The sequence below is a fragment of the Paenibacillus sp. Root52 genome (genome assembly GCF_001426865.1).
Lineage (GTDB): Bacteria > Bacillota > Bacilli > Paenibacillales > Paenibacillaceae > Paenibacillus.
Map to the genome: position 1 here is coordinate 237,132 of NZ_LMFO01000029.1, position 16,714 is coordinate 253,845.

Annotated in this window: 16 protein-coding genes; all 16 read left to right on the forward strand. The window is 44.1% G+C overall.

The window, feature by feature from the left end; genetic code table 11:
• Positions 1-52 precede the first annotated feature (52 nt).
• On the forward strand, positions 53-2,152 hold the full coding sequence (gene topA, locus ASD24_RS22050; RefSeq protein ID WP_056700561.1) for a type I DNA topoisomerase: 2,100 nt from the start codon (positions 53-55) through the stop codon (positions 2,150-2,152).
• A 15-nt stretch (positions 2,153-2,167) separates the two neighbouring features.
• Positions 2,168-3,511 (forward strand): FADH(2)-oxidizing methylenetetrahydrofolate--tRNA-(uracil(54)-C(5))-methyltransferase TrmFO, encoded by a 1,344-nt coding sequence (gene trmFO / locus ASD24_RS22055; protein WP_397338391.1) that lies wholly within the window; start codon positions 2,168-2,170, stop codon positions 3,509-3,511.
• Between the two features lie 24 nt (positions 3,512-3,535).
• Positions 3,536-4,078: an ATP-dependent protease subunit HslV gene (gene hslV / locus ASD24_RS22060; RefSeq protein WP_056700565.1), complete on the forward strand. Its 543-nt coding sequence runs from the start codon at positions 3,536-3,538 to the stop codon at positions 4,076-4,078.
• Between the two features lie 119 nt (positions 4,079-4,197).
• Positions 4,198-5,598 carry an ATP-dependent protease ATPase subunit HslU gene (hslU, locus tag ASD24_RS22065; RefSeq protein ID WP_056700567.1) on the forward strand — a complete coding sequence of 467 codons (1,401 nt, stop codon included), beginning with the start codon at positions 4,198-4,200 and terminating at the stop codon, positions 5,596-5,598.
• 1,005 nt (positions 5,599-6,603) lie between these two features.
• Positions 6,604-7,011: a flagellar basal body rod protein FlgB gene (gene flgB, locus ASD24_RS22075; protein WP_056700570.1), complete on the forward strand. Its 408-nt coding sequence runs from the start codon at positions 6,604-6,606 to the stop codon at positions 7,009-7,011.
• Positions 7,012-7,016: 5 nt separating this feature from the next.
• Entirely contained in the window at positions 7,017-7,469 is a 453-nt protein-coding gene (gene flgC / locus ASD24_RS22080) for a flagellar basal body rod protein FlgC (RefSeq protein WP_056700573.1), read from the forward strand.
• Between the two features lie 63 nt (positions 7,470-7,532).
• On the forward strand, positions 7,533-7,844 hold the full coding sequence (gene fliE, locus ASD24_RS22085; RefSeq protein WP_056700575.1) for a flagellar hook-basal body complex protein FliE: 312 nt from the start codon (positions 7,533-7,535) through the stop codon (positions 7,842-7,844).
• A gap of 149 nt (positions 7,845-7,993) precedes the next feature.
• Positions 7,994-9,577, forward strand: a complete 1,584-nt coding sequence (gene fliF, locus ASD24_RS22090; protein ID WP_056700577.1) for a flagellar basal-body MS-ring/collar protein FliF — start codon at positions 7,994-7,996, stop codon at positions 9,575-9,577.
• Positions 9,578-9,588: 11 nt separating this feature from the next.
• Positions 9,589-10,605, forward strand: a complete 1,017-nt coding sequence (fliG, locus tag ASD24_RS22095) for a flagellar motor switch protein FliG (protein ID WP_056700579.1) — start codon at positions 9,589-9,591, stop codon at positions 10,603-10,605.
• Positions 10,598-11,452, forward strand: coding sequence for a FliH/SctL family protein (locus tag ASD24_RS22100; RefSeq protein ID WP_056700581.1), 855 nt, complete (start codon positions 10,598-10,600; stop codon positions 11,450-11,452). The genes fliG and ASD24_RS22100 overlap by 8 nt, the downstream gene beginning before the upstream one ends.
• A complete protein-coding gene (gene fliI / locus ASD24_RS22105; protein ID WP_056700583.1) occupies positions 11,439-12,758 on the forward strand; it encodes a flagellar protein export ATPase FliI in 1,320 nt (439 codons plus the stop codon). The genes ASD24_RS22100 and fliI overlap by 14 nt, the downstream gene beginning before the upstream one ends.
• 11 nt (positions 12,759-12,769) lie before the next feature.
• Positions 12,770-13,222 (forward strand): flagellar export protein FliJ, encoded by a 453-nt coding sequence (gene fliJ / locus ASD24_RS22110; protein ID WP_056700584.1) that lies wholly within the window; start codon positions 12,770-12,772, stop codon positions 13,220-13,222.
• 45 nt (positions 13,223-13,267) lie between these two features.
• Complete coding sequence (locus tag ASD24_RS22115; RefSeq protein ID WP_056700587.1) at positions 13,268-14,206, forward strand: MotE family protein; 939 nt, start codon at positions 13,268-13,270, stop codon at positions 14,204-14,206.
• A 55-nt stretch (positions 14,207-14,261) separates the two neighbouring features.
• A complete protein-coding gene (locus ASD24_RS22120; RefSeq protein ID WP_056700589.1) occupies positions 14,262-15,659 on the forward strand; it encodes a flagellar hook-length control protein FliK in 1,398 nt (465 codons plus the stop codon).
• A gap of 18 nt (positions 15,660-15,677) precedes the next feature.
• Positions 15,678-16,253 carry a flagellar hook capping FlgD N-terminal domain-containing protein gene (locus tag ASD24_RS22125; protein ID WP_056700591.1) on the forward strand — a complete coding sequence of 192 codons (576 nt, stop codon included), beginning with the start codon at positions 15,678-15,680 and terminating at the stop codon, positions 16,251-16,253.
• Positions 16,250-16,633 (forward strand): TIGR02530 family flagellar biosynthesis protein, encoded by a 384-nt coding sequence (locus tag ASD24_RS22130; RefSeq protein ID WP_056700593.1) that lies wholly within the window; start codon positions 16,250-16,252, stop codon positions 16,631-16,633. Before ASD24_RS22125 ends, ASD24_RS22130 begins: the two co-directional genes overlap by 4 nt.
• Positions 16,634-16,714 lie beyond the last annotated feature (81 nt).

A 16,714-nucleotide genomic window follows, 5' to 3' on the forward strand; every position in this document is an offset into this window, starting at 1 on the left:
CATTACTATGAATTGGAACCAAGCAGTTTCATGACTGAGAGGAGATGGACCTATGGCGGATTCACTCGTAATCGTGGAGTCGCCCTCAAAGGCGAAGACCATTGGCAAATATTTAGGCAGCAAGTTCATCGTTAAGGCTTCGATGGGACATGTGCGTGATTTGCCGAAAAGTCAGATCGGCGTTGAGGTTGAGAATGATTTTAATCCGAAATATATTACGATCCGCGGCAAAGGTTCAATTTTGAAAGAACTGAAAGATGCACGTAAGAAAGTGAAAAAAGTGTACCTCGCAGCTGACCCGGATCGCGAAGGTGAGGCTATTGCATGGCATCTGGCTCATGCCTTGGAACTTGATGATACAGAGGATTGCCGCGTTGTATTTAATGAGATTACTAAACAAGCAGTCAAGGATGCGTTCAAAACGCCGCGCAAAATCAATATGGATCTGGTTAATGCGCAACAGGCAAGACGTATTCTGGATCGGCTCGTAGGATATAAGATTAGCCCTTTATTATGGAAGAAAGTCAAAAAAGGACTATCCGCTGGTCGGGTTCAATCGGTAGCGGTCAAAATCATTTTGGATCGTGAAAATGAAATTGATGATTTTGTACCTGAAGAGTACTGGAGCATCACCGCTAAGCTGACAGCTGACGGAAATCCATTTGAAGCTAAATTTCATCAATTGAACGGCACCAAGACCGAACTGGGTAGCGAAGCTGAAGTACAGGCGATCTTGAAACAGATCGAAGGCGCTGACTTTACGGTCAAAGAAGTGAAAGAGAAGGAACGTAGCCGCAATCCTTCCGCTCCGTTTACGACGAGTTCCTTGCAACAGGAAGCCGCACGTAAATTGAATTTCAGAGCTTCTAAGACGATGTCCGTTGCACAACAACTGTATGAGGGCGTAGACCTTGGAAAAGAAGGCACAGTGGGTCTCATTACGTATATGAGAACCGATTCCACTCGAATTGCTGCATCTGCACAGGAAGAAGCGAAGGAATACATCATTGGCAAGTACGGTGAACCATTTGCGCCGGAAACACCTAGAAACTATTCCAAAAAGGCAGCTAATGCACAGGATGCGCATGAGGCTATTCGTCCAACTTCCATTTTGCGTGATCCGGATTCGATTAAATCATTTATGAGCCGGGATCAATTTCGCTTATATAAACTAATCTGGGAACGTTTTGTCGCAAGTCAGATGTCATCGGCTATACTAGACACACTTTCTGTTGATATTGCTGTCGGAGATACGATCTTCCGCGCTGCGGGCTCCAAAGTTCGCTTCCAAGGTTTCATGAAGGTATATGTGGAAGGTAACGATGACGGTACAACGGAAGAAGATCGCCTGCTACCTCCACTGAAAAATGGAGATGTACTGGAGAAACAGGAGATTGAGCCGAAGCAGCACTTCACACAGCCACCACCGCGTTATACCGAGGCTAGGCTGGTTAAGACTCTTGAAGAGCTGGGCATAGGCCGTCCGAGTACATATGCGCCAACACTGGAAACGATTCAGAAGCGCGGGTATGTTGCCATCGAAGAAAAGAAATTCATGCCTACAGAGTTAGGTGAACTTGTCATAGAACAAATGGAAGAGTTTTTCCCAGAAATTCTTAATGTAGAGTTTACTGCCAACATGGAAGGTGATCTTGACCATGTAGAAGAAGGCTCTGAGGATTGGGTTAAGGTTCTTGCGGAATTTTACGAATCCTTCGAGAAAAGACTTGAATTTGCAGAAGAAGAGATGAAGGAAATTGAGATTGAAGATGAAGTTTCTGATGAAATCTGCGAGAAGTGCGGTAAACATTTAGTTTACAAGCTCGGCCGTTTTGGTAAATTTCTGGCTTGTTCTGGCTTCCCGGAATGTCGGAATACCAAACCGATTATTAAGGATATCGGTGTGACTTGCCCGAAATGTAAGGAAGGGCATGTTGTAGAGCGACGGAGCAAAAAGGGACGTGTATTCTATGGATGTGACAAATATCCTGAATGTGACTTTGTCTCGTGGGATAAGCCATCAGCGAAGCCATGTCCAAGCTGTAGTTCCTTAATGATTGAGAAGCGCAATAAGCAAGGAACACGATTACAATGTACGTCCTGTGACCATCAGGAGCCTGTGGAAGAAGCAGACGAGGAATCAGCGGATTAGCATATATGGGGGTAAATGATTTTGACTAACGAACAACAAGTAACGGTTATTGGAGCAGGTCTGGCAGGAACAGAAGCAGCTTGGCAGATTGCGAGTCGCGGTGTACGTGTAAAACTATACGAGATGAGACCGGTTGTGAAAACACCGGCTCATCATACAGATAAATTTGCAGAACTAGTATGCAGTAACTCACTGCGTGCTAACGGTCTGACCAATGCAGTAGGTGTTCTTAAGGAAGAAATGAGAATGCTTAACTCTCTTGTTCTTGGAGCGGCAGATAAGCATGCTGTACCAGCAGGTGGAGCTCTTGCGGTTGACCGGGATGGATTCTCGGGCGAGATTACTTCTACACTGCAACAGCATCCTTTAATTGAGGTTGTCAATGAGGAACTGACTTCCCTTCCGGAAGATGGCATCGTTGTTGTTGCAACAGGACCTTTGACATCCCCGGCATTATCGGAGCAGATCAAAGCACTCATGGGAGAGGAATACTTCTACTTCTATGATGCAGCTGCACCAATTATCGAAAAAGACTCCATCGACATGAATAAGGTCTACCTAGCTTCCCGTTATGATAAGGGAGAGGCGGCATATCTGAACTGTCCGATGACAGAAGAGGAATTTGATGTATTCTACGATGCATTGATTACCGCTGAGGTCGCTCAATTAAAAGAGTTTGAGAAAGAGATTTACTTTGAAGGCTGTATGCCAATCGAAGTGATGATGAAGCGTGGTAAACAAACAGCGTTGTTTGGACCGATGAAGCCCGTAGGTCTAGTTAACCCACATACAGGAACACTTCCACATGCGGTAGTTCAACTTAGACAGGATAATGCTGCAGGAACGTTGTATAACCTGGTTGGATTCCAGACGCATCTGAAATGGGGAGAACAAAAACGTGTATTTTCATTGATTCCTGGTCTTGAAAATGCAGAGTTTGTACGTTACGGCGTGATGCATCGCAATACATTTATTAATTCTCCGAAATTGTTGCGTCCAACGTATCAATTTAAAGACCGTCCTAACCTGTTCTTCGCTGGACAGATGACAGGTGTTGAAGGATATGTCGAATCGGCTGCATCAGGTCTCATTGCAGGTATGAATGCTGCAAAAGCGGCTCTTGGTCAGGAACTTGTAGTACTGCCAGTAGAAACAACACTGGGCAGTATGGCACAATATATTACGACTGCTGATTTTAAACACTTCCAGCCTATGAATGCAAACTTTGGTTTGTTACCGAAACTGGAAACAAAGATACGCAACAAAAAGGAAAAGAATGAAGCTCTTGCTCAGCGTGCATTGGATGGAATTGCTCGGTTTGCTGCTTCAGAAGGTCTAACCATTCCTGAACGCGTATAAATTATTCGTGGGGGAGGCAATATCATGGATATGTCATTTCATGCCACTACGATCTGTGCAGTGCGCCATAATGGCAAGGCAGCGATTGCTGGAGATGGTCAAGTGACCATGGGGCAAAGTGTTGTTATGAAGAATACCGCCAAAAAGGTAAGACGTTTGTATCGCGGACAGGTCGTTGCTGGTTTTGCCGGCTCCGTGGCAGACGCGATTACACTCTTTGAGAAATTTGAAGGTAAGTTAGAGGAGCACCATGGTAATTTACAGCGGGCTGCTGTAGAGCTTGCCAAAGACTGGAGACAGGATCGGATACTCCGTAAGCTTGAAGCACTCTTAATCGTTATGGATAAAACAGGTATGTTGCTCATCTCTGGTGGTGGCGAGATCATCGAGCCGGATGATGATGTTATTGCCATAGGATCTGGAGGGAACTTCGCTCTGTCCGCAGCGCGTGCTTTGAAACGACATGCAGGTAATTTGGAAGCCAAAGATATTGCGCGTGAATCACTCCAGATTGCAGCAGAATTGTGCGTGTACACCAATACGAATATCATTGTAGAAGAGTTGTAATTTAACCCCGCAAAATGGAGCCTGACCCCGGTCATTTTTCCTCATGTTTTGCGGGGTTCTCCCTAATTTGGGTCATCGAGAGGTTTGAAAATCAAGTATACCGGTAGGAGGGAAGCTATATGCAAACACAAGCGCTAACACCTAGACAAATTGTTGCAGAGCTCGATAAATACATCGTTGGTCAAAAACAAGCTAAGAAATCCGTAGCGGTGGCTCTTCGTAACCGTTATCGTCGTAGCTTGCTACCCGAGCAAACCCAGGATGATATTGTACCCAAAAATATCCTGATGATTGGACCTACAGGTGTAGGTAAAACAGAGATTGCCCGTCGTTTGGCTAAGCTCGTGGGCGCTCCGTTTGTTAAAGTAGAAGCAACGAAATTTACTGAAGTGGGTTATGTAGGTCGTGATGTTGAGTCCATGGTTCGTGATCTCATCGAAACGTCCTTGCGTATGGTTAAATTGGAGCGGACAGAAAAGGTAAAAGACAAAGCCGAAGAAGCTGCCAATGAGCGAATTGTACATATTTTGGCTCCTTCACAATCCAAAACCAAAAATCAGCGGAATCCATTTGAGATGATTTTCGGGAATAATGGTAATCATGTCCCAGAGCAAGAAGAAGCTGAGCCAGATACAAATGTGGCTGAGCGCCGCCGTAAGATTAAATTTGATCTGTTATCAGGTAAGCTAGAGGACGATGTCATAGAGATTGATGTTGAGGATACAACGCCTAACATGATGGATATGTTTGCTGGTCAGGGCAATGATCAGATGGGAATGAACATGCAGGAGATGTTTGGTAGCTTGTTGCCTCGTCGCACCAAGAAACGCAAATTGGCTATTAAAGAAGCGCGTAAAGTGCTCATTCAGGAAGAAGCAAGCAAACTAATTGATATGGATGACGTAACGCAGGAATCGATCCGCAGAGCAGAACAAACCGGAATTATCTTCATTGATGAAATCGACAAGGTAGCCAGCCAAGGACGCGGAAGTGGTCCTGACGTGTCACGTGAAGGTGTACAGCGGGATATCCTGCCTATCGTTGAAGGTTCGACTGTGATGACTAAATACGGGCCTGTCAAAACCGATTATATTCTGTTTATGGCTGCAGGAGCATTTCATGTGGCTAAGCCCTCAGATCTGATCCCAGAGCTTCAGGGGCGATTCCCAATTCGTGTAGAATTGAATAGCCTCACACTGGATGAATTTGTATCTATTTTAACTGAGCCGAAAAATGCATTAACGAAGCAATATGTTGATTTATTGCGTACAGAGAACATTGAAATTGAGTTTTCGGACGAAGCCATTCGAGAGATTGCTAAACTTGCAGAGTCCGTGAACCAGAATACGGAGAATATTGGCGCACGTCGTCTGCACACGATTCTGGAGAAACTACTTGAAGACTTGTCCTTTGAGGCAGCTGAACTCACATTAGAACGTATGGTGATCACTCCAGAGTATGTTCGTGAGAAATTGAATGACATCGCTCTGGATCGTGATCTGAGCCAGTACATTCTATAGATTAGCTATAGCTGAATTGCAATTTCGACATAGATGAGACAATGACGGTATACATGGATAAACAATTACATTTGAAGTTATTAGTGGGTATGATAATCCTACATTGACTTGTAAGTGTGCTGTCTATCCGGAGGTGTACCGTCTTTTTGTATTGACCAAAAGATCCTGTTTAACAAATCCAGCTAATAAAACGAAGGTAAAGAACCGATAATTAGGTGTGAGTAGATTTTTGGTAAGTACAATATAGGACTTGTGCCGCAGATCGGGCATAATTCGCTCGACAAAAGTAAGTTTTAGCGTGCTCAGGTGTGGAACCTCTTCCAATATAAGGGTTTTGTTTTAACCAAGTCTGACGATAGGTTTTATGAAGAATGAGAGAAAATTTGCGCAAATGTGCAAAAAGTGGGTTTGGAGGAATTTCGGGAATAACAAACTGCTTTCTAAGAAATCAATCTACATACAAGTTGATAATTGTTAAAAAAGTGTTGTGGATTAAGAGAAGAATTGAAGTAACAAAGATCGTTTTTAAGTCAAAATTCTATTACACAGAAATGCTGCTCCAAAAGTGGAATTATTGGAAAAACCTTATTATATCGGCGATTATCTATATCCTCAAAAGGGATGAGCTGATCAATAATACTGCTATTTTGTAAAGGTTGTGTAAGAAACTAGGGGAAGAATCATTTTTTTTATTTTAAGAATGTTTAAGTGCAGGATGATGGGATATTAGAAAATTTTTGTTTTGGGCCTCATCATTTACGAAAAAAATCATAATTTGCAGAAAATACACAAAAAGCCCTCTATTACAGAAAAGATAGGGCTTTTTTCTTATTGTAATAAATCCCAATCTCGAAGAAACTTATCATATACGACAACATCAGAGTTAATTCTACTTAAGTCCTAGAAAAACGTGTAAAAGCGAATGTTTTTGTCGAAAAAACATAAGCGATTAAAAGGAAGAAGATGCAATCTTTTTCCATAATTTCTAAGGAGAGGAGGGAAAATATGAATCTTTTGAATGATATTAGTTTCCAGAGGTTACAAGGTGCACTTGATGCGTCGAACATGAGACAACGTACGATTGCAGACAATGTTGCAAATGCGGATACCCCGTACTTTAAGCGTTCTAACGTCGCTTTTGAAGAAATGTTGCAGCAGCAAATGGATGGAGATACGCCTGCTCTTAGAGGGAAAGTAACGGATTCAAGGCATTTTGTCATAGGCCCTTCCTCTTCCGTACCTACACCAGTAGTCAATTTGGATCATTCTACATCGATGAATAATAACCAGAATAATGTCGATATCGACAGAGAAATGAGTCTTCTGGCGGACAACCAATTGCGCTACAGTGCTTACATCCAGCAAGTAAATGAACAGATTAAAATGATGCGTGTTGGCGTTGAAGGGAGATAGCTAAGGTGAACATCAGTAATAGCTTTGGGATTAGTGCATCGGCTCTAACAGCTCAACGTTTGCGAATGGACGTGATTTCTTCCAATATTGCTAACGCAGAGACAACGCGTACCAGTGTAGTTAATGGGGAAGCCGTTCCTTATAAGAGGAAAATGGTTGTTCTTGAGCCCAACAAATCCTCATTTAGTAGCATGCTTCAAAGCCAAATGAGAGACGGTGGAACGGGAGAGGGTGTTAGAGTTTCTGAGATTCGTGATGATCAATCTCCGCTCAAGCCTGTATACGATCCAACACATCCAGATGCAAATGCGGACGGGTATGTATTTATGCCTAACGTCGACATTGCGAAAGAGATGGTTGATATGATCTCTGCTTCGCGGTCATACGAGGCTAACGTTACTGCTTTGAATTCAACTAAAGCCATGATATCTAAGGCATTGGAGATTGGTAGAGCCTAGTTAAACAGGAATGAAATTAAATTCTTCTTAAGTTGAAGAAAGAGATGAAGGGGAGGGACATTAATGATTCAGAACAACATGTTTAACACACAGGGGATTCAGCCGCTCCAGATGCAAAATGCTTCCGTTAGCAAACCCTCAACACCAGCCGAAACTATTGAGAGCTTCGGTACATACTTACAAGAAGCGTTAGGCTCCGTAGCTGCACAGGAATCCCAAGCGCATGAGATGTCTAACCAGTTTTTAGTTGGAAAAGTGAACGTCGATCAAGTGATGATCGCATCAGAACAAGCTCTACTGGGTTTGCAACTGACGACTCAGGTCCGAAACAAAGTAGTCGAAGCATACCAAGAAATTATGCGTACGCAATTGTAAAATAGCACGCCTTGCGCTTCGATAACAGCGCTGATCATTACAACAAGCAGCGTGATGCTGCTCCTAAAAGCCAACGTTTATTCTGTAACTAATGACGTACAGAAGTTGCTTCGGGACAGACTAAGCAAAGTTTCGGATGGGGTGACAGAGTGAATGAGAGAATCGCCCAGTACAAAGACAAGACAGTTCAGTACTGGAATAGTTTTAGCAAAAAACAGAAGGTATTACTGGTATCTACCTTTTTATTTTTAATCATGGCTGCAGTTGTTCTAACCATGCAACTCTCCAAAACGGAATATGAGGTCGCCTTCAGAGATCTGAACTCTAGTGATTCGGCGGGAGTTATTGCATACCTAGATTCAGCCAATATTCCTTACAAACTAAGTGCGGATGGCAAATCCATTTCGATTCCTAGCACAGATGTTGCAATTACGAAAGTAAATGTTGGATCACAAGGTATCATACAGAACGGTTCGTTAGGTTATAAAGCATTCTCAGAATCTTCGTCTCCGATCGGGATGACGGATAAAGAATTTGATGTGAAATACAATAGTGCGTTAAACGGAGAAGTGGAGCAGTTACTTCAACGGATGCAAGGAATTCAGGATGCCAAGGTGCTCGTTAATATGCCAAAGGATAACATCTTCGCTGGCTTAGAAGAGCAAGACAAAGCATCTGCATCTGTAGCCCTACAATTCAAACCGGGTTATCACCCAAATCAGGCAGCAGTTGATGGGTATTTTAATTTGGTTAAAACGGCTATTCCTAATCTACCGATAGAGAATATTACGATTACGAATACGGATGAAGCAGAGCTGATTCCATCAGCCCGCGGTGGCAGTGGTGGCTTGTCATCTGAAGTTCAAGAGAACATGGCACTGCAGAAAAAGTTTGAAAATGATGTTCGTAACAACGTGAAGCAGTTCCTTTCACAAATCGTAGGCGAAGAAAAAGTTAACGTTCTTGTCGTTTCTACATTGAATTTTGACAAAGAAACTAGAACAGAAAACAGAGTAGAGCCTGTCGATGTGGAAAATATGAAAGGTATTGAGATTAGCGTACAAGAGATTCAGAAGAGTTATACCGGAGCGAGTACACCTACAGGTGGTGTAGCTGGTACGGGGCAGGAAGAAGTTCCTGGTTACCCATCGGCTGATGCGACAGGAAATTCAACCTCTGAAGAATCATCAAGTACTAAAAATTACGATGTTAACCGAATTGTTAAAGATATCGTGGCAAGTCCATATTCTGTAAAAGACTTAACCATTAATGTGGCTGTTGAACCACCAGCAGGTCAGACAGAATTGCAAGCACCGGTTCAAGATGCGATTGAAAATATCTTGGTGAATATCGTTCGTGCTTCTCTTGCTGACACGGGCACGGTTATCACTGACGCGGATCTAGCTAAAAAAGTATCTGTCATCTCTCAAGGCTTCCAGACTACAGATACAGCGGATACAGGATTCCCACTTTCAACTGGGATGCTATGGGGCATAGGTGGACTGGTTGCAGCATTGATCGCAGCCGTTGTGATCCTGCTCGTACGCCGTCGCCGCAAACAGAACGAAGAAGAAGAAGAGGAAATCCCTCTTCCAGTAGCAACCGAGTTCCCGTCCATAACGTTGGACAGTGTAACGAACGAAAGTCAGGTGCGCAAACAATTGGAGAGTTTGGCGAAGAAAAAGCCAGACGAATTCGTCAATCTGCTGCGTACATGGCTGGCTGACGAATAGAGGTGGACGCATTGGCAAAGGCAAGCAATCAGGGACTAAGCGGAAGACAAAAAGCAGCAATTTTGCTCATCACACTTGGTCCAGAGGTATCGGCACAAATCTTCAAACATCTTCGTGATGAGGAAATAGAACAACTGACGTTGGAAATTGCCAATGTTCGTAAAGTGGATGCCGCGGAAAAAGACATGATTATGGCTGAATTTCACCAGATCTGCCTTGCTCAGGAATACATTTCTCAAGGCGGTATCACCTATGCAAGAGAGATTCTCGAGAAGGCACTGGGATCCTCCAAAGCTCTTGAAGTCATTAATCGCTTAACGGCTACACTGCAAGTTAGACCATTCGACTTTGCTCGCAAAGCGGATCCGAATCAAATTTTGAACTTTATTCAAAATGAGAGCCCACAAACCATTGCTTTGGTGCTGTCCTATCTGCAATTTGAGCAAGCTGCAGCAATCCTTTCCTCTTTACCGCAGGAAAAGCAAGCTGATGTGGCGAGAAGAGTTGCGGTCATGGATAGTACTTCTCCGGAAGTTATCGCTCAAGTGGAACGGGTATTGGAGCAAAAATTGTCTTCAACCGTTACACAGGATTACACAAATGCTGGTGGTATCGAGTCGATCGTACAGATTTTGAACGGTGTAGACCGTGGTACAGAGCGTACGATTTTGGATTCACTCGAAATACAAGATCCAGAGCTTGCCGAAGAGATCAAAAAGCGGATGTTTGTCTTCGAGGATATCGTCAACGTCGACGACCGTTCAATTCAACGAATTATTCGAGATATCGACAACGCAGATCTGCAGTTGGCACTCAAAGTTGCCAGCGAGGAAGTACGCGATGCGGTGTTCCGGAATATGTCGAAACGGATGTCCGAAACGTTCAAGGAAGAGATGGAATTTATGGGGCCTGTTCGATTGCGTGATGTGGAGGAAGCACAGACTCGTATCGTAGGTACAATCCGTAGGTTGGAAGAAGCTGGTGAGATCATTATCGCTCGTGGTGGAGGAGATGATATCATTGTCTAATTTGATTAAATCTTTCCAGTATGTTCCGGTAGATGACCGCAAACGACTAGAGAATCATCATCACTATGGAGATTCAGAAGCGGAATTCGAAGTGGAACGAGATGAAAGTGCTGAGGCAGAACAACTGCAAGCACGTGTAGACGAGGAGTCACAACGACTCACTGCAGAGATGCTGGAGGATGCGAAGGAGTTTGCAGAAAAGCAGGTGCGCGAAGCTTCTGAGGAGGCGGAACGTTTGCTTCAAGAAGCCCGTGAGCAGATTGATAGTTGGTGGCAGGAACAACGCATGCAGGATGAACATCTTACTGAAGCGATGCGATCACAAGGCTTTCAGCAAGGGTTTGAAGAAGGCAAAGTACAGGCTGAACTGGATCTCCAAGTGCAGATCGAAGAGATGATGAGAGAAGCTCGTGAAGTTCTTGAAGAGGCTTATGTTGCTAAAGATCAGATTATTCAAGAAGCAGAACCATTTTTGGTTGATCTAGCTTGCGGTATTGCTGAGAAGGTAATTGATATGCAACTTACTGTGGAGCCAGAACAAATGCTTGAATTAATTCGTCAAAATCTGTCGCGTAAACGGGAACAAGGAATGATCACGTTATGTGTAGCACCAGATCAGTTTTCTTTTGTGCAAGCAGCACGGGAAGAGCTATCGCTCGCAATTGACTCGCAAGCTGAACTGCAGATCTTGCCTGATGCAACCGTCAAAGATAAGGGATGTGTCATCCGTTCTTCCTTCGGTAGTGTGGATGCCCGTATTGATACACAACTGACTGAGATTAAAAAGGAACTGATCCGTTTAGCACTTGAGGATGAGGGGCGAAAAAATCAACATGAAGGTTCTTAGTTCACAGCGTTATATGGAACATTTAAAAGGTTTTGACCCTGTCCGGGTTAACGGAAAAGTGACTCAGGTTATCGGATTAATGGTTGAATCTGAGGGGCCAGATGCAAGCATCGGTGATGTTTGTTACATCTACCCTGGAAAATCAGCTAAGCCGCTTCAGGCAGAGGTTGTTGGCTTCAGAGATAACAAAGTACTGTTAATGCCTTTAGGAGAATTGCAGTCGATTGGGCCAGGTTGTGATGTTGTAGGAACAGGCAAACCGCTTGGCGTACAAGTGGGTTCTGAGCTGCTTGGCAAAGTGCTTGATGGCTTGGGACAGCCGCTCGATGGTTCACTTCTACCGTCAAGAATGCCTACGTATTCCACCTCGAATACACCCGTCAATCCGATGGATCGACCGAGAGTACTGGAGACAATGGGAGTAGTCGTTCGTGCCATTGATGGACTGCTAACCGTTGGTAAAGGTCAGCGGGTCGGGATTTTTGCAGGATCTGGTGTCGGTAAGAGTACATTAATGGGTATGATTGCTCGGAATACAGCTGCTGACGTGAATGTAATTGCGCTTGTAGGTGAACGGGGACGTGAGGTTCGAGACTTTATCGAACGGGATCTAGGGCCAGAAGGATTAGAACGATCTGTCGTGATTGTAGCGACTTCCGATCAACCTGCCCTAATTCGGATTAAGGGAGCGGTCATTGCGACGACGATAGCAGAGTATTTCAGAGATAGAGGTATGAATGTCATGCTGATGATGGACTCTGTGACACGCTATGCAATGGCACAAAGGGAAGTGGGACTCGCTGTTGGTGAACCTCCTGCAATGAGAGGGTATACACCTTCTGTATTTGCTAGTCTTCCTAAATTGCTAGAGAGAGCAGGAACTGGTCCAACAGGTTCAATTACCGCCTTCTACACGGTTCTTGTTGACGGTGATGATATGAATGAACCGATTGCGGATGCAGTAAGGGGTATTCTGGATGGTCACATCGTTCTGAATCGTGCCATTGCGAACAAAGGCCACTTCCCAGCAATAGATGTACTTGCGAGCATCAGCCGTGTTATGAAGGATATTGCACCTCAAGAGCAGATCGAAGCGACAAATAATATGAAGCGATTAATGGCTGTTTATAAAGAATCCGAAGACTTGATTAACATTGGAGCATATCAGAGAGGTTCCAATGCTGCGATCGACGAGTCGATGGATCAGATTGATAACATTTGGAATTTTACCAAACAAAAAGTAGATGAAAAAGTGACACTGAGTGAAGTACAGGAACGTTTGATTCTTGAGTTTGCAAGGAGATGAATGAGTAAGCGATGAAATTTCGATATCATTTCCAGAAGGTTTGTGACTTGAAGAGCAATGAGAAAACACAAGCGGAGTGGATGTTATCCACAGCCATCGGTAAACTTCAGACGGAAGAAGAGCACCTTTTACAACTTTTGAATGATAAAAATGAGCTGATCCAAGTGATCCAAACGGCAACGGAAAGCACAGCTTCTGTATCTTCCCTACAAGAAATGCAACGATATGTTCATCACCTAGATGAATGTATTAGTAGAAAGAATACGGATGTTAAGCATGCTCAGGTCAATGTAGAACGGAATAAAACGTTTCTGAATGGCAAAATGGTTGACGAAAAAGTATGGCTTGAAGCGAGAGACAAGGCCAAGATCAAATTTCAGCAGGAGATGCTCCTCCGTGAACAGAACGATCTGGACGAGATGGCTACTGTACGCTTCGCTGCAAAAGCCGGACGGGCAATGTAATAGAAGTCTGGAAGCGAGGTTGCCCTCGTGAGGGAGGAATAAACGATGGCTGTAAAAGACACAGAGGACATGGAAAAAGAGTCGAGCGGTGGTTGGGAGAAGTTTCTGATGATCTCCATTCCAATTGTATTCACCGTTGTACTGCTTGGGGTACTACTCACCCTATTTAATGTAGACATTCGCAATAACTTGCTTGATTTTGCCAATAAAATTCCAGTCGTCAAGGACTGGGTACCTGAGCCCGTGTTAGATCCAGAGAAAGAAAAGCTTGAGAAGAGCGAGAAGCAAGTGGAAAGTGCTGAAGCGACAATCGAAAAGCTTAAATCTCAAGTTGCTGCGAAGGAAACGGAGCTTCAAGCAGCTAAGGATGCTACGGCTACAGAAACACAGAAAGCTAGCAATTTGCAAAAGAAATTGGACGAAGCTGAGCAAGCTGCAGAAACGGCAGTACAGACCACTCCTGAGACAGAGTCTGATTACCAAAAACAAATCAAAGATTTGGCTAAAATGTACGCAGACATGAGTCCAAGTAAAGCAGCACCGATTTTGCAAAACATGACGAATGAAGAAATGGTACTTCTGCTGAGCGCAATGCAATCTACATCTCGGACTAGAGTGCTTGAGAAGATGGATCCCAAAACGGCTGCAGATGTGACCATGATGATGAAGGATGCCAAACCATCTGGTGATTTGGCCATTGATGCACTGCAATCTAGATTGAATAAAGAAGCAACAACAACGGCAGCGGCTACAACTACCTCAAAGAATCTAGATAAAAACCAACTGAGTCAAACGTTTGCAAGTATGTCAGCTTCAAGTGGTGCAAAACTACTGCTCGAAACATACAAACTCAGTCCGGATAAAACGTTAACCATTTTGAATTCAGTGGATGATGCCACTCGTTCGCAATTGCTTGAAAATATGTCCACCGAGAATTCAGTGGAAACGGCCAAAATTTTAAACAGACTGATGGGAAATAAGTAGCCGGAGCATCATCTTTTTAACATGTTTTTGAACATTTGAAAGGAGGTGAGAACATATGTCGATCGTATATCAGATGACTACAGCATCCTCATCGAAAGCAACGGCAACGACTTCAACGACAGGAACCCAAGCAAAGGGAGCTACTGCGGCACCAGGGGGAGAATTTATGCAAACCCTCGCAGCATCCTTGAACGGGGGAGCTACAGAAGGAAGCAATGTGGCAGGATCCGGGATGTTGGGTGTTAATCCACTTGGTATAGCTTTGGTATCTAGCGAAGAAGGAGAGCAAACCTCGTTAGCAGATATACTTAATTCTTTGTTCAGCGACTTGGAAGCTTTAGATGAGGCAATTGAGCAAGATCCATCACTCCTTGCAGAGCTCCAGACCTTTATTCAGCAGATGTACGCACAGATCGCTGATGGTACAGAGCAAGAGATGGGAACTGCGGCGGATACGGATGCGGCTCCAGAGGCATTGAAAGTCGTACCAGCTATTAACCTGACGGAACACCCGGCAGCAGCTCGTTTTGTGTTACAGGATGCTCTTACACAAATGGCAACAAATTTGGTTAGTCCAGATGGTACCCTTAATAAAAACACGAGTGAGTTTAAGAATCTCCTTCAGAATCTACAGAACCATTTACAGAACTCAGGCGTGGATTTAAGTGGTAGTAAGGGATGGTCAGATCTGAAATCAATTGTGGATACGCTAGTTGCCATGAAGGAACAGAATGTACAAGTTACTCAAGCGAGTACAGGACAAGCGCTGAATAAGCAAGATGCAGTGATCTCTCAACTTCTTATTGCTTCTGTAGCAGGTAAGGGTAATCATGCGACAACGGAGACAGGAACGAATGCATCAGTATCAGCGAGCGCAGATGTAGAGTTAGATCATTCGACTGTAATCACAGCTGGTGAGTTATCTATGCGTACTTCGGGTACATCTGCAGCTAAACCTGCGGAGCCTGTTATGCAAGCATCACAGTTTGCTAAAGAAATGACACAATTCGTTGTGAACAAGTTGGATATTGTTCAGAAGAATGGATTCTCTGAAGCGACGATTTCACTTCGTCCGGAGCATTTAGGTAAGTTGGATGTTCAGATCACGTTACAGAACGGACAATTGGTTGCTCGTTTTATGACGGAGCATACCATGGCGAAAGATATGCTTGAACAGCAGATGATGCAGCTGCGTAGTTCACTTCAAGCCCAAGGTATTCAAGTAGAACGGCTTGAAGTAACACAGAACAGCTCACTGGGATCTCAAATGTATCAGGATGGTGGACGTCAGCCGGGAAGTAACTCCCAGCAGCAACGTCGTTCGCGTGAGCGTGAAGAGCAATCCGATGATGCTGTAACGGCAGCAGGGATCCAGGAAGAATTGCGTAACTGGCGCAGCGAGCAAGTAGAGGGTCAGGAGCTTAAACGGGATTCGTTTACAGCAGAAGCTTAATAGAAATGAGGTGAATATATGGCTAATGAAATCGTTTCAACCAACAATACCTGGCCTAACTACTCGGCAGCGAATAAAGCAACGACAAGTGCTGCAACAAAGGAGTTAGGGAAGGATCAGTTTCTCAAAATTTTGATAACTCAGCTTCAGAACCAAGATCCGATGCAGCCAATGGAGGATAAAGAGTTTATCGCTCAGATGGCACAGTTCAGTTCGGTTGAACAATTGGTTAACATTTCATCACAACTCAAGACTTTGAACCAATCCCTAGGTGCTGTGTCTGGCATGATTGGTCGAGAGATCAGTTGGCTTTCTTCTAATAAAGCAGATAACGGAACGCTTCGTCAGGGCATTGTAGATTCCATCGTTGTTCGAGATGGTGTACAGTACGCTAAAGTGGGCAATGACGAAATCAAGCTGGATGAGATTATTCAGGTAACCAATCCGAAGGAACCAGAATCAAGTGATCTGAACCAGCCGGAGCAAAGTGAACCTCAGGTTCAAAACAATACGGATATCGTGACAGACACGAATGAAAGCCCAGTTAATCCAGAAGCAACCGAGCGGGCGGATGACAGCGAGAACTTGTTATGAGTGATCGCATAACGGTTGGGCAGTTATACACAGGGATAAATACACCGAATTTGCTGAGTCGATCTAAGCAAGGGGATTTATCCACAACGCCAGAGCGCCCCTTTGCCCAGGTGTTGGAAGATAATCTTCTGAAATTAAGTAATCACGCTGCAAAGAGATTGGAACAACGCGGCATCGAGCTGAAAAGTGAGCAAATGCAGCAAATTGGTACTGCGCTAGATAAGGCTGCTGCAAAGGGAGCCAAAGAGTCTCTTATTTTGATGCAGGATCTAGCTTTTATTGTAAACGTCAAAAATCGCACCGTCGTAACTGCCATGGATAGTGAAAGTATGAAGAACAACGTATTCACTCAAATTGATAGTGCTGTCATTATATCTTAACCGGCTGGCCCTTCTCGGGAGCCGGAATGCCGCTGACCGATTGATGCGGTAAACCAATTTATGGCTGGGAGGCTTTTTTAA